The sequence below is a fragment of the Nonomuraea sp. NPDC049309 genome (assembly GCF_043196965.1).
In the GTDB taxonomy this organism is placed as follows: Bacteria; Actinomycetota; Actinomycetes; order Streptosporangiales; family Streptosporangiaceae; genus Nonomuraea; species Nonomuraea fastidiosa.
The window spans coordinates 618739-643821 of record NZ_JBICSH010000004.1; the positions used below are offsets into that span (position 1 = coordinate 618739).

At 73.4% G+C, this 25083-nt stretch carries 20 protein-coding genes; 6 read left to right on the forward strand and 14 right to left on the reverse strand.

Annotated features, from left to right (window positions below):
- Positions 1–411: 411 nt before the first annotated feature.
- The 3 genes from ACGFIM_RS27865 to ACGFIM_RS27875 form a co-directional block, all read right to left on the reverse strand.
- Positions 412–2931 carry a hypothetical protein gene (locus ACGFIM_RS27865; RefSeq protein ID WP_393205567.1) on the reverse strand — a complete coding sequence of 840 codons (2520 nt, stop codon included), beginning with the start codon at positions 2929–2931 and terminating at the stop codon, positions 412–414.
- An 82-nt stretch (positions 2932–3013) separates the two neighbouring features.
- A complete protein-coding gene (locus ACGFIM_RS27870) occupies positions 3014–3943 on the reverse strand; it encodes a carbohydrate kinase family protein (protein WP_393205570.1) in 930 nt (309 codons plus the stop codon).
- Entirely contained in the window at positions 3940–4866 is a 927-nt protein-coding gene (locus ACGFIM_RS27875) for a pseudouridine-5'-phosphate glycosidase (protein ID WP_393205573.1), read from the reverse strand. The genes ACGFIM_RS27870 and ACGFIM_RS27875 overlap by 4 nt, the downstream gene beginning before the upstream one ends.
- Positions 4867–5053: 187 nt before the next feature.
- On the opposite strand from ACGFIM_RS27875, the gene ACGFIM_RS27880 reads away from it, so the two are divergent.
- Positions 5054–6577, forward strand: coding sequence for a phytoene desaturase family protein (locus tag ACGFIM_RS27880; protein WP_393205575.1), 1524 nt, complete (start codon positions 5054–5056; stop codon positions 6575–6577).
- 46 nt (positions 6578–6623) lie between these two features.
- Here ACGFIM_RS27880 and ACGFIM_RS27885 read toward each other — a convergent pair whose 3' ends face one another.
- Entirely contained in the window at positions 6624–7217 is a 594-nt protein-coding gene (locus ACGFIM_RS27885; protein ID WP_393205578.1) for a TetR/AcrR family transcriptional regulator, read from the reverse strand.
- Positions 7218–7304: 87 nt separating this feature from the next.
- Between ACGFIM_RS27885 and ACGFIM_RS27890 the strand changes: the two genes are divergently transcribed.
- The 3 genes from ACGFIM_RS27890 to ACGFIM_RS27900 all read left to right on the forward strand — a co-directional run bounded on the left by ACGFIM_RS27890 (position 7305) and on the right by ACGFIM_RS27900 (position 10665).
- The gene (locus ACGFIM_RS27890) at positions 7305–8504 is read left to right on the forward strand and encodes a cytochrome P450 (protein ID WP_393205581.1); all 1200 of its coding nucleotides are present in this window, start codon (positions 7305–7307) and stop codon (positions 8502–8504) included.
- Between the two features lie 65 nt (positions 8505–8569).
- A complete protein-coding gene (locus ACGFIM_RS27895; RefSeq protein WP_393205584.1) occupies positions 8570–9268 on the forward strand; it encodes a response regulator transcription factor in 699 nt (232 codons plus the stop codon).
- Positions 9265–10665: a sensor histidine kinase gene (locus ACGFIM_RS27900; RefSeq protein WP_393205587.1), complete on the forward strand. Its 1401-nt coding sequence runs from the start codon at positions 9265–9267 to the stop codon at positions 10663–10665. Before ACGFIM_RS27895 ends, ACGFIM_RS27900 begins: the two co-directional genes overlap by 4 nt.
- A gap of 141 nt (positions 10666–10806) precedes the next feature.
- On the opposite strand, the gene ACGFIM_RS27905 is transcribed toward ACGFIM_RS27900, so the two are convergent.
- From ACGFIM_RS27905 to ACGFIM_RS27920, 4 genes are all read right to left on the reverse strand, one after another.
- Positions 10807–11073 (reverse strand): hypothetical protein, encoded by a 267-nt coding sequence (locus ACGFIM_RS27905; protein WP_364067675.1) that lies wholly within the window; start codon positions 11071–11073, stop codon positions 10807–10809.
- 69 nt (positions 11074–11142) lie between these two features.
- Positions 11143–11994, reverse strand: a complete 852-nt coding sequence (locus ACGFIM_RS27910; RefSeq protein ID WP_393205591.1) for a helix-turn-helix domain-containing protein — start codon at positions 11992–11994, stop codon at positions 11143–11145.
- Between the two features lie 125 nt (positions 11995–12119).
- Entirely contained in the window at positions 12120–12332 is a 213-nt protein-coding gene (locus ACGFIM_RS27915) for a hypothetical protein (protein ID WP_393205594.1), read from the reverse strand.
- A 153-nt stretch (positions 12333–12485) separates the two neighbouring features.
- Positions 12486–13499: a phosphotransferase family protein gene (locus ACGFIM_RS27920; RefSeq protein WP_393205597.1), complete on the reverse strand. Its 1014-nt coding sequence runs from the start codon at positions 13497–13499 to the stop codon at positions 12486–12488.
- A gap of 102 nt (positions 13500–13601) precedes the next feature.
- On the opposite strand from ACGFIM_RS27920, the gene ACGFIM_RS27925 reads away from it, so the two are divergent.
- Entirely contained in the window at positions 13602–13790 is a 189-nt protein-coding gene (locus ACGFIM_RS27925; protein WP_393205600.1) for a hypothetical protein, read from the forward strand.
- A gap of 523 nt (positions 13791–14313) precedes the next feature.
- On the forward strand, positions 14314–14781 hold the full coding sequence (locus ACGFIM_RS27930; protein WP_393205603.1) for an ROK family protein: 468 nt from the start codon (positions 14314–14316) through the stop codon (positions 14779–14781).
- 46 nt (positions 14782–14827) lie between these two features.
- On the opposite strand, the gene ACGFIM_RS27935 is transcribed toward ACGFIM_RS27930, so the two are convergent.
- From ACGFIM_RS27935 to ACGFIM_RS27960, 6 genes are all read right to left on the reverse strand, one after another.
- Entirely contained in the window at positions 14828–16546 is a 1719-nt protein-coding gene (locus tag ACGFIM_RS27935) for an acyclic terpene utilization AtuA family protein (protein WP_393205927.1), read from the reverse strand.
- A gap of 62 nt (positions 16547–16608) precedes the next feature.
- Positions 16609–17364, reverse strand: a complete 756-nt coding sequence (locus tag ACGFIM_RS27940) for an enoyl-CoA hydratase-related protein (RefSeq protein WP_393205606.1) — start codon at positions 17362–17364, stop codon at positions 16609–16611.
- Complete coding sequence (locus ACGFIM_RS27945; protein WP_393205608.1) at positions 17361–19265, reverse strand: biotin carboxylase N-terminal domain-containing protein; 1905 nt, start codon at positions 19263–19265, stop codon at positions 17361–17363. The genes ACGFIM_RS27940 and ACGFIM_RS27945 overlap by 4 nt, the downstream gene beginning before the upstream one ends.
- Positions 19262–20797: an acyl-CoA carboxylase subunit beta gene (locus ACGFIM_RS27950; protein ID WP_393205930.1), complete on the reverse strand. Its 1536-nt coding sequence runs from the start codon at positions 20795–20797 to the stop codon at positions 19262–19264. The genes ACGFIM_RS27945 and ACGFIM_RS27950 overlap by 4 nt, the downstream gene beginning before the upstream one ends.
- A 188-nt stretch (positions 20798–20985) precedes the next feature.
- A complete protein-coding gene (locus ACGFIM_RS27955) occupies positions 20986–23520 on the reverse strand; it encodes a serine/threonine protein kinase (RefSeq protein ID WP_393205611.1) in 2535 nt (844 codons plus the stop codon).
- Between the two features lie 168 nt (positions 23521–23688).
- Positions 23689–25050 (reverse strand): FAD-binding oxidoreductase, encoded by a 1362-nt coding sequence (locus ACGFIM_RS27960; protein ID WP_393205614.1) that lies wholly within the window; start codon positions 25048–25050, stop codon positions 23689–23691.
- Positions 25051–25083 lie beyond the last annotated feature (33 nt).

Consider the following 25083-nt stretch of genomic DNA (forward strand, 5'->3'; position numbering starts at 1 on the left):
GCGCCGAGCCCAGGGATCAGCCGCTTCGCCCCGGCGGGGCCGCGGCCGCCCCAGCAGGTGCGCGCGGAAGGCCGGACGACCGAGACCCGGGGGCCGGTCGGCCGGTGAGGCAGGGCGCCGGGCCGGTGAGGCGGTGAGGTGGGGCGTCGGCTGATGAGGCGGGGCGCCGGCCGGTGAGGCGGGGCGCCGGGCCGGTGAGGCGGGGCGCCGGCCGGTGGAGGGGTGGGGTCTTGCCTGCTCCAGCGCGTGCGCGGCCGGTCTGCATGGTGGGCGTGAAGCGGCCTCCGGCGCGGGTGCGATTGGTGCCCGTGGCAGAGATGAAGCGGTCCCGGTGCGGGTGCGGCCGGTTCGCGGGGTGGAGTGGTGCGGAACCGGTGAGGGCGATGCCCGCCCGGCGGGGCGTGGTCCGCGTCAGGCGGTCAGTTGGGCTTCGAGGCGGTAGCCGTCGACCGTGACGTAGACCTGGTCGCCGGGGCGGGCGTTCAGGCGCATGAGCACCGGCTGGAGCGAGTCGAAGACGGGCTGCTGACCCTGCCAGACCAGGACGATGGCGTTGTCGCCCGGGCCGGTGACCGACAGCAGGGTGCCGGGGCGCATGCCGAGCTGGGCCGCGTACCGCTCGGGGACCGGCACGGGGCCGCCGCGCAGGTGCTCGGGGGTGACCTCGATGCGCTGCCAGCGGCGCGGGTCGGCCGATGGGCTGGGCGGCGGCGGGGGAGGCGTGGGCGGCTGACCGGCCAGCGCGCCGGAGAGCACGGGCGAGCGGCCGCCCGACAGCGCCGAGAGGGTGGCGAGCGCGGCGGACGGGTCGATGGAGCCGGCCGCGGGCGGGATGGGCTGGCCGCCTCGGTGGTGGTGGCCGTTGGCGCCGGGGGTCCTGCGGGGGAGCGGCTGGGCCGGAGGCGGGGCCGGGGTGGATGAGGAGCCGCGGTTCTCGCTCTCCGGGGGCAGCGCGTCGAGCCACGCCTTGGCGGAGTGGGCGCGGATGCCGAGTTCGCTCAGCAGCTCGACGGGGTCCGCGTCGGGCGGGGCGGAGGCGAGGAGCTGCCGCGTACGCTGCTGCAGGCCCTGCAGGTCGCCGACGACGAGCCAGCCGTCCTGCAGCCGCCGGTCGGGCATGAGCGTCACCAGCACCCGCCACAGCGGCGTGCGCAGCGACGGGACGACCACCGGGTGGGCCGGGTCGGCGCCGATGAGCTGTTCTTCGGTGGCCGCCGCGCCCAGCCACTCCGTCAGCCGGAACATGTGGCCGGTGACCGGCGCGGACTCGGAGGAGCGCAGCCACTGCAGGACGCGTTCCTCGGCGGTGCGCTGGGCCTGCGAGAGCGCCTCACGCTCGACGAGCATCTTGTGGGCGAGCGTACGCAGGCTCACCGGGTCCTCGGCGAAGAGCCGGTGCTGGGCGACGGCCAGTTCCAGCTTGTCGAGGTTGCGGAACAGGTTGTCCACGACCCTGACCATGGCGTGGTCGGGGTCGTTGGGCACGGGGCTGGAGGCGGGCTTGGCGGGGCCGCCGGTGCCGGGGACGGCGGGGATCGAGCCCGTGTGCGGGCCGCCCGCGGAGGCCGCCGCGCTGCCCGGAGCGCCGGTGTCCTGGCGGGCGGGACGCTGCGGGAGGCGTTCCTGCTGGCCTGGTACGGGACGCTGCGGCAGGCCGGAGCCGCCGCCCTGCCCCGCACCCGGAGCCCCGTTCCCGCCGGCAGCGGGGAAGGAGCCGGTCTGGCGCGGGCCGGACGCGCCGTCGGAGACGGCCGGGAAGGAGCCCGTCTGACGGGGGCCGGGTGCGCCGTCGGGACGGCGCTGACCGTCGCCGGGCACGCCGGGGAAGGAGCCGGTCTGCCGGGGGTCGGACGCCGCGGGGAACGAACCGGTCGTCCGCGACCCGGGCGGTGCGGGGAACGAGCCGCTGGTACGGGGGTCGCCGCCCGAGGCGGGGAACGTCCCGCTCGTGCGGGAGTCTTCGCCCGCGGCGGGGAACGTCCCGCTGGTGCGCGGGTCTCCACCGGCGGCGGGGAAGGAGCCGCTGGTGCGCGGGTCTGCTCCGGACGGGCCGTCGGCGGAGGCGGCGGCCGGGAAGGAGCCGGTCTGGCGCGAGCCGGCCGGGTCGGAGACCGCGGGGAAGGAGCCCGTCTGGCGGGGACCGGGGGCCGCGGGGAAGGAGCCGGTCTGGCGGGAGCCGGGCGCGCCCTCGGGGAGGGCACCGGGACGCTGCTGTTCGCCGGAGGCGGCCGCGGCGGGGCGCTGGGGCAGCGGGCCGCTCTGCGCGCCGGCGCCCTCGCCCGGCGCCGGCCCGGCAGCGGTGTCGCCCTGGGCAGCGTACGGACCGGTCTGCGCCGCGGCGGGCTGCGCGGCGGGATCGCCCGGTACGGCGGGCACGGGACCGGAGGGGGCGTCCTGCGCGGGGAACGCGCCCGACGGGACGCCCTGGCCGCGCTGGAGCGGCCGGGTGACCTCGGGGTGCCCGGATGCGGCGGGCGTGGGAGAGGCGGCGGCGGGCGCGTCGGCGGCCTGGGCCGGGATGCGGCCGAGGATTTCGCGGAAGACCGAGCCGATGACGACTTCGGGCGTGGCCGAGGGCGTGCCGAGGTCGCTCGGGGACAGGCGGCGCAGCCGCTGCCAGCCGCCGAGGCCGGTGATCGCCGTGCGGGTGGCGTCGGGCCAGCCGGGCAGCGCGGGGTCGATGTGGTGCACCGTCAGCGCGGGCAGCAGGTCGGACAGAGGCAGGTGGTCCCAGCGGGACGCGGCGAGCCGGGCGAGGCGTTCGCAGATCCAGTCGAGCCCGGTCATGCCGAGGGCTTTGGGCAGCGGTACGGAGTGCCACCACCCCGCGGGCAGACGGGGGTCGCCCAACGCCTCGGCCACCTGCTGGGGACGGCTCCAACGCAGCGCAGGGACCAGGTCGCTCAGGCAGATCGATGACTCGACTTCCATCGGCGGACCTTATCCTCCCCAGTGAGCCGCGTGTGCTGCCCGTGACGCATGTGGCTAATGGTGCAGCCTACGCGGCAAGCTATCAATCAGTGTGAATAGGGTAAAGACGGTTCAGATCCAAACCGTACCGTGGACGGCCGCCCACCTGGGCCACACATTCGGCACCGGCACGGCAACCCGCCTCCAGAGCCGCCCGCGGCCCCGCGCCGCGCAGCGTCGTGGCGATGTATCCCGCGGCGAAGGCGTCACCGGCTCCCGTGGAGTCGACGACGTCAGCGGGCCGGCCTTCGGCCGTCGCCACCACCTCACCGTCTCGCGCGGCCAGAGCCCCTCCGGCGCCGAGCTTCACGACCGCTGTGCCATATCTCTCACTCAAGAGTACGGCGGCACGCTCGGCCGATGCCGCCCCGGTCAGCACGAGCGCCTCGTCGAGGTTGGGCAGGATGAGATCGGCCGGGGCGGTCTCGCGGATGAAACGTTCAGGGCCGAAGTCCCGCAGCGGCCCGGATGAGGCGGGATCGACGCTGATCCGGACGCCCGCGGCGGCGGCGTCGGCCATCGCGCGGGCGGCCAGGCGCAGGCCCGGCTCGGCGAACAGGACGTAGGCGGACAGATGCAGGCGGCTGACGCCGTCGAGCAGGGCCGGATCCCAGTCGGCCTCGGAGATGAGGCCGCCCGCGCCGCGGTTGGTGAGCATCGAGCGTTCACCGCTGCTGTCCACCATGGCGATCACCACGGCCGTGGGGTGGTCGGGATCGACGGAGAAGTGGGGCCGGACGCCCGTCCTGATCAGCTCGGCGGCGTGCCACTCGCTGCTGTCGTAGCCGAGCCTGGCCAGCAGGCGCACCTCGGCGCCCAGGCAGGCGGCCCATGCGGCGGTGTTGGCGCCGGAGCCGCCGGGACGCAGCACGATGTCGGCGGCCATGTCGGCGCCGGCCCGCACGGGCGAGCTGTGCCTGGCCACCACGTCGGTGACGACGTCGCCGACGATCAGGAGGGCGCCACCGGTCACGGTCGCGCCCAGGCCACGGCGATGCGGGCGGCCAGCGCGGCGTTGCCGCGCACGGCGGCGAGGTTGGCCTCGAGCGAGGCGCCCTTGGTGCCGTCCACCAGGTAGCCGAGCAGGAACGGGGTGATCGCCTGGCCCTTGACGCCCTCGCGCTCGGCGGCGGCCAGCGCCTCGGCGAGGACCCGGTCGTGCAGCTCGGGGTCGAGCTGCTGCTCCTCCGGCACCGGGTTGGCGACGATGAGGGCCGTCTCGGGACCGCCGAGCGCGTCCTGGCCGCGCATGACGGCCGCCGCCTCCTCGGCCGACTCGATGCGCCACTCGACCGGCCGGCCTGAGGAGTGGAGGTAGAAGCCGGGGAAGGTGTCGGTGCGGAACCCGGCGACGCTCACCCCGCGCGTCTCCAGCCGCTGCAGCGTGGCCGGCACGTCGAGGATCGACTTCACGCCCGCGCACACGACCGTGATGCGGGTGCGGGCGAGCGTGTCGAGGTCGGCGGACTCGTCCTGGTCCTCGGTCCACTGGCGGTGCACGCCGCCCAGGCCGCCGGTGGCGAAGACGCGGATGCCGGCGCGGGCTGCCAGGAACGACGTGGCCGACACGGTGGTCGCGCCGCTCGCCTTCAGTGCCGCCGCCAGGGGCAGGTCGCGCTGGCCCAGCTTGCGCAGGCCGGACTCGGTGGCGATGCGCTCGAGCTCCACCTCGTTCAGCCCGATGCGGGGCACCCCGTCGAGCACCGCGATCGTGGCGGGCACGGCGCCCCCGTCGCGGACGATGGCCTCCAGCTCGCGCGCCACCTCCAGGTTGCGCGGCTGCGGCAGCCCGTGGGAGATGATCGTGGATTCCAGTGCCACGACCGGCGCGCCGCTCGCCAGGGCCTCGGCGACCTCGTCGGACGGCTGCAGGACGGCGTCGGTGGTGCTGCGCATGGTGAGGCTCGTGCTCCTTGGATGTGGTGGTGGCCCAGCGGGGGAGGAACGGTGACTCTGCTGAGATTCGTTCCGAACCGAGCAGCGTACGACCCCGTGGCCCGCCCGTCCACCCGACGATCCACGGCCGCCGGAGGCACGAACCCGCACGTGGCGCACGGGGGCGAACGGGTCGTATGGTGCCAGGATGAGTGCGTATGACGTGGTCGTGGCCGGAGGCGGGCACAACGGACTGGTGGCGGCGGCGTACCTGGCGCAGGCCGGGCGGCGGGTGCTGGTGCTGGAGCGGCACGAGCACGTCGGCGGCCTGGCGATCTCGGCGCAGGCGTTCCCCGGCGTGGACGTGCGGCTGTCGCGTTACTCCTACCTCGTGAGCCTGCTGCCCTCGAAGATCGTCCGGGATCTCGGGCTGGAGCTGGAGCTGCGCCGCCGGCGCTACGCCTCCTACACGCCCGTGGGCGAGACCGGCCTGCTGGTGGACAACGAGGACGGCCTGCGCACGGCGGCCTCGTTCAGGAACGTGACGGGCGGCGATGCCGACCACGAGGCGTGGCGGCGCTTCTACGGGATGGTCGCCGAGGTCGCGCGGGTGCTGGCGCCCACCCTGCTGGAGCCGCTGCGCCCGCGGGCCGAGATCGAGCGGATGGTCGGTCCCGAGGCGTGGGGCGAGCTGTTCGGGCGGCCGATCGGGCAGAGCGTGGCCGAGCGGTTCGCCGACGACACCGTACGCGGGGTCGTGCTCACCGACGCGCTCATCGGCACGTTCGCCGACCCCGACACCGACCTGCTGGCCAACCGCTGCTTCCTCTACCACGTGATCGGCGACGGCACCGGCGACTGGAACGTCCCCGTCGGCGGCATGGGCGCGGTCTCCGGCGCGCTGGAGGCGGCGGCCAGGCGGGCGGGCGCCGAGATCAGGACGGGCGCGGAGATCGTCGGCATCGACCCGGGTGGCGAGGTGACGTTCACCGAAGGCGGGGCCGAGCACACGGTGCGAGGCGGGCACGTGCTGGTCAACCTGCCGCCCGCGGTGCTCGACCGGGTGATGGGACGGCCCGCGGCCGTGCCCGAGGGCGCGCAGCTCAAGGTCAACATGGTGCTGTCGCGGCTGCCCCGGCTGAAGGATCCCGAGGTGGATCCGCGTGCGGCCTTCAGCGGGACGTTCCACATCAACGAGGGGCGCGACCAGCTCGCGCGGGCGTACGAGCAGGCGGCCGGGGGCGAGATCCCCGAGCTGCCGCCCGCCGAGGTCTACTGCCACTCGCTGACCGACCCGTCGATCATCGGCCCCGAGCTGCGGGGACGGGCGGAGACGATGACGCTGTTCGGCCTGCACATGCCCGCCCGCCTGTTCCGCGAGGACCCGGAGAGGGCGCGCAAGCTGGCGCTCGAGGCCACCTTCGCCTCCATCGACTCCGTGCTCGCCGAGCCCATCGAGGACTGCCTGCTCACCACCCCCGACGGCACCCCGTGCGTCGAGGTCAAGACGCCCGTGGACCTGGAGGCCGACGCGGGTCTGCCCGGCGGCCACATCTTCCACACCGACCTGAGCTGGCCGTACGCCGACGCCGACACCGGTGGCGACGCCGGCGGCTGGGGCGTCGAGACCGAGCACGAGCGCATCCTGCTGTGCGGCGCCGCCGCGCGCAGAGGCGGCGGCGTCAGCGGCATCGGCGGCCACAACGCCGCCATGGCCCTGCTCACGCGCTGAGAACGACCGGTCGGCGGCCTCCGGGCTCACGGGCCTAAAACGGCCGTCAGCCCTCCGGCGGCTCTGGCGCGGCCGGGGCCGCCGGGTCGCCGGCGATGAGCTTGGAGGCGACGCGCAGCGCCACCTCGTTCATCCGTGACAGGTCCGCGTCCGGGCCGAACAGGACGGGCACGTTGGCGAGGATCACCGCGATGACCGCCAGCCTGGCCTCGAACTGCCGCTCCATGCTCTCGTCCGGCGCGCACAGCAGCGAGACCATGGAGAACACGCCCTCCCGCAGGCGATCACCGCCCGGGTGGTGCTCCAGCGCGCCCTGGTTCACCTGGGCGAATCTGAACAGCGGCCGCCACTGGTCCGACAGCAGCCCGGAGATGCGCCGCAGGATCTCCTGCCGCGCCTCGGTGGTGGCCGGTTGCTCCCGGCCCCAGGCCACCAGCTCCTCGATCGACTCCACCAGCCGTTCGATCACCCCGGCGAGGATCTCCTCCTTCGTACGGAAGTGGTAGTACAGCGCCGGCCTGGTGATCTGCAGCCGCTCCGCCACCTCCTGCAACGAGGTCTTGTCGTATCCCCGCTCGGCGAACAGCTCCAACGCGACCTGCTGGATCCGCTCTCGTGTGTCCGTTCGCCGTCCTGCCATCTCGCTCCCTCTGTTGACGGCCGGCCACCGGCATTGTTTACTTTCGCGTAAGTAAGCAATGCGGCCCGGCTATGTACGGAGCAGACTATGGCGGAAACCTTCCCTGTCCAGCGCACGTGCCCGTTCGCTCCGCCTCCCGAGTACAAGGGCTGGCGCGACCAGGCGCCCCTCGTCAAGGCCGAGACCGCTCGCGGCGAGGTGTGGCTCGTCACCCGGCATGCCGAGGCCCAGCAGGTGCTCTCCGGCTCCGGCTTCAGCACCGACCCCAGGACGCCCGGCCATCCGAACGCCCTCGACACCGCGAACATGACGCCCGAGGAGATCGCCGCCGCCCAGGAGTTCGGCGTCGGTTTCTTCATCGACTACGACCCGCCCGAGCACACCCGCTACCGCCGCCTGCTCATCCCCGAGTTCACGGTCCGCCGGATCAGGGAGATGCGCCCGGACATCCAGCGGATCGCCGACGAGCTGATCGACGACATGGTGGCCAAGGGCGACGAGGCCGAGCTGGTGGAGGCGTACGGGCTGGCGCTGCCCTCGCTGGTCATCTGCCGGCTCCTCGGCGTCCCGTACGCCGACCACGACTTCTTCCAGTCCCGCACCCGGACGATCGTGACCCCCTCCGTCGACGAGGGCACCAGGCGCGCCGCGACGTCCGAGATCAGGTCCTACCTGGGCGACCTCATCGCCCGCGTCGAGGCCGCCCCCAAGGACGACCTGCTGGGCCGGCTGGCCACCAGCGGCAGGCTCACCCACAAGGAGATGACCGGCGTCGCCTTCCTGCTGCTGGTCGCCGGCCACGAGACGACGGCGAACATGATCCCGCTGTCCGCCTACACCCTGCTGCGCCACCCCGATCGGCTCGCCGCCCTGCGGGCGAACCCGGACGCCTGGCCGGCCGCCGTGGAAGAGCTACTGCGCTACCACTCCATCGCCGACTTCGTGGCGTTCGACCGGGTCGCCATCGAGGACCAGGAGCTCGGCGGGCGGCTCATCAGGAAGGGCGAGGGCGTGTACGTGCTGGGCGCCTCGGCCAACCGGGACGAGCGGGCGTTCGAGCGTCCGGACGAGTTCGACATCGAGCGCAGCGCCCGCCACCACGTGGCCTTCGGCTACGGCGTGCACCAGTGTCTCGGCCAGAACCTCGCGCGGGCCGAGCTGGAGATCGCGCTGCGCACGCTGTTCGGCCGCCTGCCCGGTCTGCGCGTCACCGTGCCCGAGGAGGAGCTGAAGCCGAAGTACGGCAACGGTGTCTTCGGCCTCACGCGCATGCCCGTCGCGTGGTGATCCTCAGTAAACGGAGGTGAGATCGTTCATCCGCTTCTCATGATGACGTCTTACCTTTGGTAAGTATGAGTGAGCCCGCACGTCTTTTGGTGGTCGATGACGAGCCCGCACTGCGCGAGGCGCTGCAGTCGAGCCTGGAGTTCGAGGGCTACAAGGTCGCCACCGCCGACGACGGGCAGCAGGCGCTCGACGCGCTGGCGGCGGAGGCGTACGACGCGGTGCTGCTCGACGTGATGATGCCGCGGCTCGACGGGCTCACCGCCTGCCGTAGGCTCCGATCCGCCGGCAACCACGTGCCCATCCTCATGCTCACCGCCCGCGACGCCGTCGGCGACCGGGTGTCGGGGCTCGACGCTGGGGCCGACGACTACCTGGTCAAGCCGTTCGAGCTGGACGAGCTGCTGGCCCGGGTGCGCGCGCTGCTGCGGCGCGGCGCGCTGAGCGCGAGCGCCCCCGAGGGCGACGTGCTCGCCTACGGCGACCTGCGCATGGACCCGGCGACCAGAGAGGTCACCAGGGGCGAGCGCAGGCTCGACCTGACCCGCACCGAATACCTGCTCATGGAGCTGTTCCTGTCCCACCCCCGCCAGGTGCTGACCCGCGACCAGATACTCAGCGAGGTGTGGGGCTTCGACTTCGAGCCGACCTCCAACTCGCTCGACGTCTACGTCATGTACCTGCGGCGCAAGACCGAGGCCGGCGGCGAGCCGCGCGTGATCCACACCGTGCGCGGGGTGGGGTACGTCCTGCGGAACTCCCCATGAGCGCGAACGCGAGCAAGGCGGCGGCCGGCGGGCTGCGTGCCCGCCTCGTCGCGCTGTCGCGGCGCGGCAGCCTGCGCACGCGGCTGACGCTGCTCGTCACGGTGGCCGTGGCGGTGGCCATCGCGGCCTGCGCGGGCCTGTCCTACTACATCGTGCAGACGCGGCTGCGCAGCAACCTCGACATGAGCATCGTGGAGTCGCTGAAGGACAGCGACCGCGAGTACCTCAAGCGCCACTGCACGCCCGAGGGCACGCAGGGCATGTTCGACGGCATGGCGACGCTGCTGCGCTCCGACGGCAGCACGTGCTCGATCGGGCCGCCCATCGTGCCGGTGTACGAGAAGGACTCCGAGGCGTTCGGGCCGTGCGAGCCGGTGTACCGCGACGGATACACCAGCGACGGCACGCCGGTCCGCGTGGTGGCGCTCAACTTCGAAGACGGCGTGGCCGTGATGGAGGCCAGGCCGATGTGGCTGATCAGCAACACGCTGCGGCGCTCGGCCCTCATGCTCGCCGGCATCACCGCGCTCGGCGTCATCGGCGCGGCCTGGGCCGGGCTCGTCATCTCGCGGGCCGCGCTGCGCCCGGTGGGCGAGCTGACCAAGGCCGTCGAGCACATCGCGCAGACCGAGGACCTCGGCACCCGCATCCCCGTCACCGGCAACGACGAGATCGCCCGCCTGTCGTCGTCGTTCAACGCCATGACGGCGGCGCTGGCCGGGTCGAGGGAGCGGCAGAAACAGCTCGTCGCCGACGCGGGTCACGAGCTGCGCACGCCGCTCACCACCCTGCGCACGAACATCGACCTGCTGCTGCGCAGCGAGCAGACCGGACGCAGCCTCGACCCGGCCGCCAAGGAGCGGCTGCTGGTCAACATCAAGGCGCAGTTCGCCGAGCTGTCCACGCTGGTCGCCGACCTGCTCCAGCTCGCCAGGGGCGACAACGACCACGAGCCGCACGCCGAGCTGGCGCTGCACGAGGTGGTGACCGCGGCGGTCGAGCGGGCCAGGCTGCGCGGCGCCGACGTGCGCACGGATCTGAGCCCCTGGTACCTCGTGGGCAACGCCTCCGCCCTGGAACGTGCCGTGCTCAACCTCATGGACAACGCGGCCAAGTTCAGCCCCGGAGGACGGATCGAGGTGCGGCTGCGCGACGGCCGGCTGACCGTCCGCGACCACGGCCCCGGCCTGCCGGAGGAGGAGCTGCCGCACGTCTTCGAACGGTTCTGGCGCTCGCCGTCCGCGCGCAGCCTGCCGGGCTCCGGCCTGGGTCTCGCGATCGTCAAGCAGGCCGTGGACGAGGCGGGCGGCACCGTACGCCTGGACAACGCCCCCGGCGGCGGCGCGATCGCCACCATGGACCTGCCGGGCAGCCCGGTCCGCCAGTCCGAGTCCTGAATCCGGGCTGTGCGTTGCGGCCCGCGGGGGCGGTGGCGTGGGCGGTGGTGTGGGCGGTGGCGTGGGCGATCGTCACGGCGGAGAACGCCGACGGGCCCGAGGTGCAGAAGGTGATCGGCAGGGGCGGCTGCCGCGGCCGGGTCAGGCGGGGAGCGCGGCGAGGAGGAAGGCGAGACGGGCGGCGGCCGACTCGACGTCGTCGGTGGTGCCGAGGCGGTAGCCCCAGGAGGTGATGAACGCGCCCTCGTCGGAGCAGGTCACGGTCTCGGCGAGGGTGGAGGAGAACCGGTTGCGGACCGATACGTACGCCGGGTCGCAGGCCAGCGCGATGCTCTGGACCGACAGGTCCGCGTGACGACCCGCGTGCCAGGCGAAGCGCTCGAGGCTGAGCGCGGTATCAAGCATCATGCGTCACCTCCGCAACGTCTCGCGACAGAATTGCACGATCTTGGTGCGGGAGGCAAGCAATTGCTGTGGTTAATGTGGACTTTGTTTCCGGTAATCGTGAAGAACGGAGATGATGACCTCCCTCCCGGCCTCGTCGAACTTCGCGGTCTTGACGTAATCGTCGAAGGCCCGCACGTAAAAGGCGATGTCCTCGGGGTCGCGCAGCACGAGGTCCTTCGTCATCGTGGCGACCGCCACCATCGACTCGTTGTAGATCCAGAAGCCGTTGATCGGGCTGGACGGCAGCTCGGCGTCGAACGGGATGACGCCGAACTCGACGTTGGGCAGCGTGCTGACCGCGAGCAGGCGGTCGAGCTGGCCGCGCATCACGTCCGGCGGGGCCAGCGTCGTGCGCAGCGCGGCCTCGGTGACGACGAACCTGAAGGTGCGCGTGCGGTCGTACAGGATCTCCTGGCGCTGCATGCGCACCCGGACCGCCGCGTCGATCTGGTCGGCGGCGCTGTAGAGGCGCTTGACCTTGCGGAAGACGTGCCGGGCGTACTCGGAGGTCTGCAGCAGGCCCACGATGATGCCGGGCTCGAAGACGCGGAAGAGCTTGGTGCGGGCTTCGAGGTCGCGGACGTCCTCCTGGAGCGCGGCCAGGCCGCTGCGGTGGCGCTGCTTCCAGTCGTCGTGGCGTTCGAGCAGGGCGAGCGACTGCTGGATGAGCCTGTCGGTGGTGTCGGGTGAGGCGTTGACCGCCTGCGCCCACACGACCACGTCGTCCTCGGTGGCCGTCTGGCGGGCGTTCTCCAGGCGGGAGACTTTGGAGGGCTGCCAGCGCAGTCGCTCGGCCAGCTCCTTGCCCGACAGGTGGGCGGCCTCACGCAATTGGCGTAATTGGCTGCCGAGGTCGATGCGCGCCTGCTGAAAGGACGTCACGCCGCAGAAGGCTAGCCCCGGTCGCACCGATCATGCCAGCTTCCGGTACAAATGTGACCAAGCGGTTGCTGTGAGTGTTCCGCCGCTGGTCGGGAAAGCGGTTACCGTCCCATTCCGGGGCCGTGTCAGGCGTCCCGGAGGACCCTCCTCGCGATGTCGGTGAGGAGCTCGCGGGGGACCTCGACCGCGGCCTCGCCGTCCAGGAGGTCGCGGAGATCGGCGAGCGCCTCCGCGTCGGTGACGCGCAGGCCTTGCACCACGATGGTGCCGCGGTCGGTCTCGTACAGGGTGGGGCAGGCGCCGGCCTCCGAGGTGGAGCCGAGGAACCGCAAGCGCATGACGATCCTTCCCCGATGGCTGATGCAATTGCGCGCAATTGTAGGGGTCGGGGGAGGGCTTGTGATCATTTGTCGGGAAATCGTGATGTATGGCGGGTGGGGAAATGCGCTATTTGCGGTGATTTATGGCGATTTAGTAGTGCAATACCGGTGTCAGGTGAGGCCGCCGTCCATGAACTCCCGCGCCCGCTCGAACAATCCCAGCGTCGTCGCGTGCAACAGATCACCGATGTCCTTGGGCGCCTTGCCGGCGCACGCCCGCGCGTGCGTGCCCTCCAGCACGATGCCCAGCTTGAAGCAGGCCATCACCGCGTACCACTCGATGGCCGACATGTCCCGCTCGGACAGCTCGGCGTAGTAGGCGATGATCTCCTGCGGCGCGGGCAGGCCGGGCACGTGCCCGGCGCTCGTCGGCCAGGTCGCGAGCAGCCAGCCCAGGTCGAGCAGCGGGTCGCCGATCGTGCACATCTCCCAGTCCACGATCGCCGCCACGCGCGGGCCGTCCCAGGCGAACATGAGGTTCGCGAAGTGGTAGTCGCCGTGCATGATGCCCGGCGTGAACGCCCGCGGCAGGTGGCTCGTCAGCCAGCCGGCGGTCTCGCGCAGGCCCGGGATGTCGGGCCCCGGATAGCCGTCCAGCTCCCCGTACGAGTCGAGCTCCTTCAGCCAGCGCGGCACCTGCCGCTCCAGGAACCCGTCCGGCCGGCCGAACCCCGGCAGCACCGCCGGATCGACCCGCCCCAGCTCCGCCAGCGCCGCCGCGGCCTCCAGGCCCATGCGATGCCTGATCGCCGGGTCGGAGGCGTGCGGCTCCGGCAGCCCCGTCGACGGGTTGAACCCGTCCACCGGCTCCATCAGGTAGTACACCGGGTCGCAGAGGGTCTGCGCGGCCACCAGCGCCGGCGCCGGGACCCGCGTGCCGCGCAGCGCCCTCAGCACCCGCGCCTCGCGCCGCAGCACCTCGTTGCTCTTGCGGCGGGCGTGCACGGGCGGGCGGCGCAGCACGTACGAGCGGCCGCCGCGCTCGAAGCGGACCATGACGTTCTGCGTGCCGCCGGTCACCGGCGCCACGTCCGTGATGGGGCCCTCGGGCAGGCCCTGAGCGTTCATCCACACGCCCAGGGCGTCGAAATCGATCGTGCCTACGTCGATGTGGGTGGAGGTCATGAGCCGCCCCTCGACCGAACGAAGTTCTGGCGCATGACCTTATGAGAGCGGATCGCGCCCGGTCAACCCCGCTTTCACCCCTGACCTGCCTCGGACGCGCCGATGGCGCGGGGCGCGCGCATCCTTCAGCGGATCCTCGGCCGCGGCGACGCCGCCTCCCGCGAGGTGATCGGTGCGGTGGCGGCCGCCAAGCCCGACGACGAGAGCCGCCGGACCGCGCTGAGGCCGGCCATCGGGAAGGAGTTCCGCGCCGACCCGCTGCTGCGCGATGTGCGAGGATGCGGCGGGTGACGTACGTGGCCGCGATCGACGTGGGCGGCACCAGCATGAAGGGCGGGCTGATCGCCCGCGACGGGACGATCCTCCACTTCGAACGCCGGCCCACGCCGCGCGCCGAAGGCCCGGACCGCGTCGTCGCCGCCGTGGCCCGCTTCGCCGCCGATCTCACCCGCCCCTGGGACCCCGCCCGCCCGCCCACGCCCGTCCCCTTGGAACCCGTCGCCGGACGGGCCGTCCCCCGGCTCCCGGCGGAGGGGCCTGCCGGTGGGGCGCCGCCTGCGGTGCCGGGGCCGGTCGCCGGGGAGCGGCCGGCGGCGGTCGGAGTGGCGGTGCCGGGGCTGGTCAGCCGTACGCACGCGGTCTTCTCCGCGGCGTTCGGATGGCGCGACGTGCCCGCCGCCGCGTTCGCCGACGTGGACCTGCCGGTCGCGCTCGGCCACGACGTGCGGTCGGCGGGGGAGGCCGAGCTGACGTACGGGGACGGCGAGGAGAACGCGCTCTACCTGCCCCCATCGGCACCGGTATCGCGGGGGCGGTGGTGGCGTCGGGCGAGCTGTACGCCGGTACGGCCGGCTGGGCCGGGCAGATCGGGCACATCCCGGTCCGGCCGGACGGGCTCGCGTGCGGGTGCGGGCAGCGGGGGTGCCTGGCGGCGTACGCGTCGGGGTCGGCCGTGGCGGCGCGCTGCGGGATGCCGGGAGCCGAGGACGTGGTCCGGCTGGCCGCTCAGGGCGACGCACGGGCCGCGGCGGTGTGGGGCGAGGCGGTGGAGGCGCTCGCGCTGGCGCTCGCCACGTACACGCTGGTGGCCGATCCCGCGGCGGTCGTGATCGGGGGCGGCGTGTCGCTGGCCGGGGACGCGCTTGTGGCGCCCCTCCGCGAGCGCCTTGCCGCCCGGCTCGCCTTCCGCCCCGCTCCCGCCGTACGCGTCTCCCGCCTCGGCCCCCTGGCCGGCCTGCTGGGCGCGGGCCTGCTCGGCCGGCGGGCCGCAGGCGCCGCTTGACGGCTCGGCCGCGGGCACCGCGGTCAGGGGGAACAGGCACTGGGGGTCAGGGGGAAAGGGCGGCCGGGATCTCGACGGGGCGGGCGCGCAGCTCTTCGCCCAGGGCTTTGGCCTGCGGATCCAGGCGCGTGCTCGCCGCGACGCCTCGGCCCAGCAGGCCGTGTATCACGAAGTTGATGGCCTTGAGGTTGGGCAGGTCGTACCGCTCCACCCGGTACGGCCGCAGTCCGGGCAAGAGGTCCTTCAGGGTCTCCGGGGTGAGGTACGCGGCCAGCCAGTCGTAGCGGGCGGTGCCGTCGGTCCACACGCCCAGGTTCGCGTTCCCGCCCTTGTCGCCCGAACGGGCGCCGGCGATCCGGCCCAGCGGGAGCCGCACGGTCCTCCCGGAGAAGGCCGTCGCAGGGCGATGGCCGGGGACCTCGATGGCGGGCGGCGGTCCGGCCGGCGGGGGCGGCTGCTCGAAGGGGATCTCCTCGCCGTCCACGAAGACGCGGGGGCGGACCTGGCCGGCCGGGACGAGGACGGGCCAGTGCACGCCGTACGGGGAGGCGTCGCCCGGCGGGGTGAGGGTGTAGAAGCCGGGGAAGCTCGCGAGGCCGGTCTCGACGACGGCCGAGGAGAAGGCGCGGCCCGCCGTGCGGCGGTCGGCGGACTTCACGGTGATGCGCAACAGCGCCGTCCCGCCCTCCGCCTCTGCGCCGCCTTCGGCCACACGGCCGGGGTCCGCCGCCGCGGGGGCGGTCCCGGCGCCGAGCGGGAGGTCCGGGTGGGTGCCTAAGGGGGTGAGGGCGACGGTGACCTCGTCGAAGGTCTCGCGGGGGATGCGGGCCCACAGGGCCTCCTCGGCGGCCCTGGCCTTGGCGGGAAGGTCGAGACCGGTCAGGACGAGGGTCATCGTGTTGCGGTAGCCGCCCAGGTAGTTGACCGACGCCTTGAGCGTCGGGGGCGGCGGTTCGCCGCGCACGCCGGAGATGCGGACCCGGTCGGGCCCGTCGCCGGCGAGCGTGATGGTGTCGAAGCGGGCGATCACGTCGGGGCCGAGGTAGCGGGGGCCGCCGAGCTCGTAGACGAGCTGCGCGGTGACGGTGCCGACGGAGACGAGCCCGCCGGTGCCGGGGTGCTTGGTGATGACGCAGGAGCCGTCGGCGTGCAGCTCGGCGAGCGGGAAGCCGCAATGCGCCAGATCGGGAACGTCCTGGAAGAACGCGTAGTTTCCGCCGGTCGCCTGGCAGCCGCACTCGATGACGTGCCCGGCCACCACGGACCCGGCGAGCGCGTCGAGGTCGCCGGGCCCCCAGCCGTACCGCCAGATGCCGGGCCCGGTCACCAGGGCCGTGTCGGTCACGCGCCCGGTCACCACGACGTCGGCGCCCGCGGAGAGGGCGGCGGCGATCGGGCGGCCGCCGAGGTAGGCGTTGGCGGTGAGCGGGGCGGCGCCGAGGCGCTCGCCGGTGTCGGCGTTGACGAGGTCGAGTGGCAGGCCGGTGAGGTCGTCGCCGGTGACGTACGCGATGGACGGGCTCAGGCCGAGGCGGGAGGCCAGCTCGTGCACGGCCTCGGCGCAGCCGGCGGGGTCGAGGCCGCCCGCGTTCGACACGATCTTGATGCCGCGGTCGAGGCAGGGCCCGAGCACGTCTTCGAGCTGCCGCAGGAACGTCGGCGCGTACCCGGGGCGGCCCTTGAGCCGGTTGCCGGCCAGGATGAACATGGTGAGCTCGGCCAGCCAGTCGCCGGTCAGCACGTCGATGGGGCCGCCTTCGACCATCTCGCGGGCGGCCGACAGCCGGTCGCCGTAGAAGCCGCTGCAGTTGGCGACGCGCAGCACCGTCACACCACCCAGGCGGGCGGGCGCTTGGCCTTGAACGCGGCGATGCCCTCCCGTCCCTCCTCGGAGGTGAAGCGCTCGGCCGACAGCTCGGCCATGCGCCGCAGCCCTTCCTGGAACGACATCCCCGGCACCTCCCTGACCAGCCGCTTGGTGACGGCGAGCGCTTCGGGCCCGCCCTTGATCAGCATGTCGGTGTAGCGGGCGACGGCCGCGTCCAGCTCCTCCTCGGGGACGGCTCGCGACAGCAGCCCGATCTCGACGGCCCGCGCCGCGTCGAACACCTCGCCGGTCAGGAAGTACTCGGCCGCCGCCCTGGCCGACAGCCTCCGCAGCACCGGCACGGCGATCATGGCGGGCGCGACGCCCAGGCGTACCTCGCTGAACGCGAACGAGGCCGTCAGCGGCGCGATCGCGAAGTCGCAGGCGGCGACCAGCCCGATGCCGCCCGCCCTGGCGGTGCCGTTGAGCCGGCAGACGACGGGCTTGGGGCTCTCCCAGATCAGCTCCAGGATGTCGGGGAACGACGCGGTGACCGGCGCGTTCCCGCCCTGCTCCTTGAGGTCGGCGCCCGAGCAGAACACCGGCCCGGTGCCGGTCAGCACGATCACCCGGGCGGCCGGCTCGTCCAGCGCCCACCGCAGGTGCTCCGACAGCTCGCCGAGCAGGGCCACCGACAGCGCGTTGCGGTTGTGCGGCGAGTCGAGCGTGATCGTCGCGACGCCCGCGGCGAGGTCCCTGTGCACCAGGCCCGTCATGTGTTCTCCTCCTGGATGATCGCCAGCACGGCGCCCGCGTCGACCTGCCGGCCCTTCTCCACGTGCACGCCGGACACCACCCCGTCGGCCGGCGCGGTGATCCGGTGCTCCATCTTCATCGCTTCGAGGACGAGGACGGTCTGTCCCCTGGTCACCCGGTCGCCGGGCGCCACCTCGACGCGCAGCACGCTACCGGGCATGGGGGCGAGGAGCGATCCAGGCGCGGTGTGCTCGGCGGGTTCGGGCAGGCGGGGGAGCGGGGTGAGCCGCGCCGCGCCCTCGGCGTGGTCGACGTAGAGCGGGCCGTCCTCCGCGTATCTGGCCACCTCGTACGTACGCCGCACGCCGTCGCGCTCCAGCACCACCTCATCCGGGCCCGCGCTGACCACGTGGACGCCGGGAGGCGGCGGGTCGTACTCGACGGGTCCGGTCTCCTCGAAGGTGACGCGGCGGGGCTGGGAGCGGACGTTGCGCCAGCCGGACGGCAGCCCGGCGAGGACCCGGGCGCGCCGCCGGTTGGCGGCGGCCATGGCGAGCGCGGCGGCCAGCGGCACGAGGTCGCCGCCCGGCGCGGCGGTGCCGGGGCCGGGGGGAGCGCCGGAGGGTTCGGAGACGGCGGGGAGAGGTCCGTCCAGGAGACCGGTGTGGGTGTCACCGGCCACAAAATCACGACTTCTCAGGATGTCGAGGAGGAGATCGCGGTTCGTCGGGACGCCGTGCAGCCTCGCCCGCCGCAGCGCCCCCGCCAGCCTCCGCACCGCCTCCGCCCGCGTCGCCCCGTGCGCGACCACCTTGGCCAGCATCGCGTCGTAGTACGGCGGCACCACGGACCCCGACTCCACGCCCGCGTCCACCCGCACATCGCCCGGCACCTCGAACCGCCACAACGTCCCGCTCTGCGGCACGAAGGAGGAGTCCTCGGCGTACAGGCGGGCCTCCACCGCCCACCCCGACGGCTCGGGCGGAGACGGCGGCAGCGCCGCGCCCTCGGCCACCTCGATCTGCAGCCGGACGAGATCGACGCCGTACACCAGCTCGGTCACCGGATGCTCGACCTGGAGCCGGGTGTTCATCTCCAGGAACGCCACCCGGTCGCCCTTGACCAGGAACTCGACCGTGCCCGCCCCGACGTAGCCGATCTTGCGTACCGCCCTGGCGGCGGCCTCGAACAGCAGCTCCCGCGTCGCGGCCGTGACGCCGGGCGACGGGCACTCCTCGATCACCTTCTGGTGCCGCCGCTGCACGCTGCACTCGCGCTCGCCCAGCGTCCACACGCCGCCGTGCCGGTCGGCCAGCACCTGCACCTCGACGTGCCTGGCGCGTTCGAGCAGCGGCTCGGCGAAGACCGTGCCGTCGCCGAAGGCCGCCGCCGACTCGCGCCGCGCCGACGCCACGGCCTCGGCCAGCTCGCCGGGCCCGCGCACCACCCGCATCCCGCGTCCGCCGCCGCCCGCCGACGCCTTCACCAGCAGCGGGAACTCCCCGGGAGCGGCCAGGTCGAGCGAGGGCAGCACCGGCACCCCCGCCTCCTCCATCAGCCGCTTCGCCCCGATCTTGGTGCCCATGGCGGCGATCGCCTCGGGCGGCGGCCCGACCCACACCAGGCCCGCCTCCAGCACGGCCCGGGCGAAATCGGCGTTCTCCGACAGGAACCCGTAGCCGGGATGCACCGCGTCGGCCCCGCTCGCCTCGCAGGCCGCGAGGATCCGCCCGATGTCCAGATACGTCTCGGCGGCCGGCCCGCCCGGCAGGCGTACCGCGAGATCGGCCTCGGCCACGTGCGGCGCGCCCGCGTCGGCGTCGGAGAAGACGGCGACCGTGGAGATCCCGAGCGACCGGCAGGTACGGAAGACGCGCCGGGCGATCTCGCCCCGGTTCGCGACGAGCAGGCGGGTGATCACGGCCGGAACACCCCGTAACCCGCGGGCTCCGGCACCGGCGCGCTGTTGATCGCCGACAGGCACATGCCGAGCACCGTCCGCGTGTCACGCGGGTCGATCACCCCGTCGTCGTACAGGCGGCCCGATAGGAAGAACGCCGCGGACTCCGCCTCGATCTGCTGCTCCACCATGGCCCGCATGGCCGCGTCCGCCTCCTCGTCGTACGGCTTGCCCTTGGCCAGCGCCGACGCTCTGCCCACGATGGACAGCACCCCGGCGAGCTGTGCGGGACCCATCACCGCGGACTTCGCGCTCGGCCAGCTGAACAGGAAGCGGGGCTCGTACGCGCGCCCGCACATGCCGTAGTTGCCCGCCCCGTACGAGGCGCCCATGACCACGGTCAGATGCGGCACCGTCGAGTTCGACACCGCGTTGATCATCATCGCGCCGTGCTTGATGATGCCGCCCTGCTCGTAGTCCTTGCCGACCATGTAGCCGGTCGTGTTCTGCAGGAACAGCAGCGGGGTGCGGGTCTGGTTCGCGAGCTGGATGAACTGGGTCGCCTTCTGCGACTCCTCGCTGAACAGCACCCCGTGCGCGTTGGCCAGCACCCCGATCCGGTAGCCGTGGATGCTCGCCCACCCCGTCACCAGCGAGGCGCCGTACAGGGGCTTGAACTCGTCGAACTCGCTGCCGTCCACCACCCGGGCGATCACCTCGCGCGGGTCGAACGGCACCTTCAGATCCTCGGGCACGATGCCCAGCAGCTCGTCCGCCGGATACGCCGGCTCGCGCACATCGGGGTCGGGCGCGCGGCCCAGCTTGCGCCAGCCGAGCGAGGCGATGATGCGGCGGCCGATGCGTAAGGCGTCGTACTCGTCCTGTGCCAGGTGGTCGGCCAGGCCGCTGATCCTGGCGTGCATCTCCGCGCCGCCCAGCGACTCGTCGTCGGACTCCTCGCCGGTCGCCATCTTCACCAGCGGCGGGCCGCCCAGGAACACCTTCGCCCGCTCACGGACCATCACGACGTGGTCGCTCATGCCCGGCACGTACGCGCCGCCCGCCGTCGAGTTGCCGAACACCAGCGCCACCGTCGGCACCCCCGCCGCCGACAGCCGCGTCAGGTCGCGGAAGACCTGGCCGCCGGGGATGAAGATGTCCTTCTGCGACGGCAGGTCCGCGCCGCCGCTCTCCACCAGGTTCACGTACGGCAGGCGGTTGCGCAGCGCGATGTCGGCGGCGCGCAGGGTCTTGCGCAGCGTCCACGGGTTCGACGCCCCGCCGCGCACGGTCGGGTCGTTCGCGGTGATCACGCACTCGACGCCCTCGATGACGCCGATGCCCGACACCAGGCTCGCGCCCACGGGGAACTCGGTGCCCCAGCCGGCGAGCGGCGACAGCTCGAGGAACGGCGAGTCGGGGTCGATCAGCAGCTCGACCCGTTCCCGTGCGGTCAGCTTGCCGCGGGCGCGGTGGCGCTCGACGTAGCGCTCGCCGCCGCCCGCCACCGCCTTGGCCTGCTCGGCCTCCAGCTCGGCCAGCTTGGCGAGCATCGCCTCCCTGCGGGCGCGGTAATCGGCCGAGCCGGTGTCGAGCCTGCTGACGATCACGGGCGCCCTCCTCGTACGGAGCCGACGATCATGCCCACGCTAACGCGAGGCCCGCGCTCCGTCACTCGCCGATCCGGCGGCCGCCGGGGCGCGGGGCGCCGGGGCCGGTCAGCCGCGGGCCGGCGGGGAGGTCAGTTGCAGTGGCTCCACTCCGACTTCCAGACGTACGAGTTCCAGGCGCCGCCCCAGATCACGCACTTCTTCTTGGCCGCCAGCTTCACCGGGCCCGCGTGCGAGGTGAACTTGCCGGGGTCGTTCGCGCTGGCGCCGCCCTTGACCTGGAGGATGGCGCTCATGTTCACTGTGCTCGGGTGGACCAGGCGGGAGATGGTGACCACGCAGTTCGTCCCGGAGCTCGCGTTGTAGAGCAGGTAGATCGTGGCGTGGTTGGCCAGCGCGTGCGAGTCGATGATCTGGAAGCCGCCGCCGCACAGCGCCCCGGGCGAGGCCGTGTTCTGCTTCAGCTCCTTGCTCGGGCCGACCTGCTTGTCGTCGCGGGACTTGGTGGGTTTCGGCGTGCTGGACGGCGAGACCGTCGCCCGGCGCGTCGACGTGGGCGGCGGCACGGTCATCGTCACCGTCGGGACCTGCGCGATCGGCTTTCTCGTCGGCTTCGGCGCCTTGGTCTTGTCCGGCTCGATGTCCAGCGTCGGCACCGGGCCGGGGGTGGTCGGCGGCGCCGGTGTCGGCGAGTCGTCCGAGGTGGGCGCCTCGCCCTGGCCGGAGCCTCCGTCCGGGCTGGTGGAGGACTGCCCCACGACCACCACGGGGACCTCTTTCGCGGAGTTCGCCTGGACGACGACCGCGCCCACGACGACCAGCAGCGCCGCCGCGGCGGCGCCGGACAGCGCGAGCGTGAGATTACGGCGCTGCCCGGACTGCGGCTTGCTCGCGCCAGGCCCTCCTTGACCGGGCGCACCGGGTCCCTGACCGAGCGCACCGGGTCCGCCGTGCGGGCCACCGGGACCGGCCGGGCCGCCATGGAAGGGGCCGCCGGCGCCGTGCGGCATGCCGCCGGGCCCTGCTTGGCCGGGAACGGCCTGACCGGGCCCTGCTTGACCGGGCCCTGCTTGCCCGGGGGCGATCTGACCAGGAACGCCCTGTCCCGGGCCGCCCTGGCCGGGCGCGCCCTGGTTGAAGGCGTGCGGACCCTGAGCGTGCGGGCCCGCGCCCATGGGGCCGGGACCGCTCTGCTGGGGAGCGCCCTGCTGCGGCCCGAACGGCATCGCGCCGGGCCCCTGGCCGGGCGCGCCCTGCGGTCCGGCCTGTCCGGGAACGCCCTGAGCGCCCGCGGCCTGCCCGGGGCCGCCGGTGGGATGGCCGGGCGGCAGGGGACCGGTGGTCTGCGGCATGCCCGCGTGCGGAGCGCCGGGCACGCCTCCCTGGCCCGGCACGCCGCCAGGACCGGCGACGACGGTCTGCCCCGCGCCACCCGGGCCGGCCCCGCCCGCAACGGCTGTCTGGTCCTCGCCGCCCGGCACGGGGGCACCGGTTTGGCCTGCGGCGCCGGGGACACCGCCGGGAACGGGGACGCCGGGCCCGGTGAGGCCGGTCGGGCCGGTCAGGCCGCTGGGGCCGGTGATGCCCGGGTTCTGCGCGCCGGGCAGGCCACCGGCGGCCGGGTGGCCGGAGCCGCCGGTCTGGGGCGGGGCCGCGCCCTGCGGGCCGCCCACGACGTACGGACCGGTCCAGGGGCCGGGGTACTGGTCCTGCTCTGAGCCGTCACCGCCCGCCTGAGCGTCGGAGGCGCCGCTCTCGGCGCCGGGCTGCGGACCGGGGAGGGCAGGCGGCGCGCCCCCGGCGAGGCCGGTGGCCGGGGTGGCGCCGGTGACCGGTTCGATGGCCGCCTTCGGCGCGGGCTGCCCGGTGAGGCGGACGATCAGCTCGTCCGCGGTGGGCCGCTGGGACGGGTCCTTGGACAGGCAGGCGGCCACCAGCTCGCCGAGCACTCCGTCCATCGCCCCCAGGTCCGGCTCCTCGTTGAGGATCCGGTGCATGACGACGGGGATGGAGTCGGCGCCGAAGGCGGGCTTGCCGGTGGCGGCGAACACCATGGTGACGCCCCAGGCGAACACGTCGGCCGCCTCCGACACGGGCGCACCGGTGAGCTGCTCGGGCGCCAGGTACGACGGCGTGCCCATCGCCATGCCGGTGGCGGTGGCGCCGGGAGAGTCGAGCGCGCGGGCGATGCCGAAGTCGATCACGACGGGGCCTTCGGGCCCCATGAGCACGTTCGCGGGCTTGAAGTCGCGGTGCAGGATCCCGGCCCTGTGGATGGCGGCCAGGGCGGTCGCGGTGCTGATGGCCAGGCGTTCGAGCGCCGCCCCCCGTCGCGGCCCCTCGTTGATGACCAGCTCGCGCAGCGACGGGCCCGGCACGTACTCGCTGACGATGTACGGTCGGCTGCCGTCGAGGTCGGCGTGCAGGACCGGCGCGGTGCAGAACCGCGCCACCCGCTGGGCGACGGCCACCTCGCGCAGGAACCTGGTCCTGGCGTCGGCGTCGGCTACGAGGGCGTTGTGCAGCAGCTTGACGGCGACCTGTTCCCCGGAGTCGCTCTTGCCGAGGTAGACAACCCCCTGGCCGCCCTCGCCGAGCCGGGCGACGATGTCAAACGCCCCCAGCCGCCGCGGATCGTCCGCCGCCAACGGCTGGAACTGATTCACGTCGGACCCCCATGACAACCCAATAGATGAGGCAAAACGCTACCAGCGCGACGCTTGGGGCGTCTGCCGTACGTATCAGTAGTTTCGCGTTTTGACCCGTTAAGTCAGCCTTCCTGCGCAGGTCGTGTGTGCCACGAACCCCAAGGTCACGGCTTGGTCAACCGAAGATCAGATCGCCTTGCCGGGGTTGAGGATGCCGAGCGGGTCGAAGAGGGCCTTGATCCCCCGCTGGAGCTCGGCCGCCACCGGCCCCGACTCCAGCTCCAGCCAGCGCCGCTTGAGCAGGCCCACGCCGTGCTCGCCGGTGAGCGTGCCGCCGAACTCCAGCGCGCGCCGGAACACCTCGTCCGCCGCCGCCCACACCTCCGGCGGCGGTTCGAGCATGCCGCGGTCGAAGATGAAGACCGGGTGCAGGTTGCCGTCGCCGGCGTGCGCGACGGTCGCGATCATCACGTCGTGACGCGCCGCCGCCTCCTCGATCGCGGTGATCATGTCGGGCAGCACGGAGCGCGGCACGCACACGTCCTCGACCAGGCAGGCGCCCAGCCGCTCCTTGGCCCCGTACGCCAGCCGCCGCAGCCCCACCAGCTCGTCGGCCTCGGCAGGGCTGGAGGAGACGGCCACGAACGTGGCGCCGTTCTCGGTGCAGATGCGCTGCATGCGCTCGACCACCGCCTGACCGTCGGGCGCGTCGGACTGCCCGATGAGCATGGCCTGCGTCGTGGGCTCCAGGCCGATGTTGCGCCAGTCGTCGATGGCCTTGAGCGTGGCCCGGTCGAGCAGCTCCATCAGCGACGGCTGGCAGCCCGCCGCCATGATCGCCGAGACCGCCGCGCCCGCGTCGCGCAGCGAGCCGAACTCGGCGGCGAACGTCGCGGGCGGCGCGGCCGGCGCGCGGCGCAGCCGCACCGTGGCGGCGGTGATCACACCGAGCGTGCCCTCCGAGCCGACGAACAGGCCGGTGAGGTCGTAGCCGGTGACGCCCTTCATCGTGCGCCGTCCGGTGTTCAGCACCCGCCCGTCGGCCAGCACCACCTCGAGGCCGAGCGCGGAGTCCCTGGTCACGCCGTACTTGACGCAGCGCAGGCCGCCCGCGTTGGTGGCCAGGTTCCCGCCGATGGTGGAGATCTCGTACGACGACGGGTCGGGCGCGTACATGAGGCCGTGCTCCCTGGCGGCCTTGTCGAGGTCGGCGGTGATGACGCCGGGCTCGACCACCGCGATCTCGTCGGCGGGCGACAGCTCCTTGATCGCGGTCATCTTGGCCAGCGACAGGATGATCGAGCCGTCGCCGGCGACGGACGCGCCCGCGAGACCCGTGCCGCCGCCGCGCGGCACCACCGGCACCCGGTGCTCGCTCGCCCACTTCAGGGTCGTCACGACGTCGTCGCGCGAGGTGGCCAGGACGACGCCGAGCGGCTTGCCGGGGGCGAGGAACGTGCGGTCACGGGCGTAGGAGTCGATCACGTCGGGGTCGGTCACGACACGCGCTTCGGGCAGGGCGCTCACCAAGGCATCAATCGGTCTCACACTTCGCAGCCTATGGTTTGCGCAGTGCGTTCC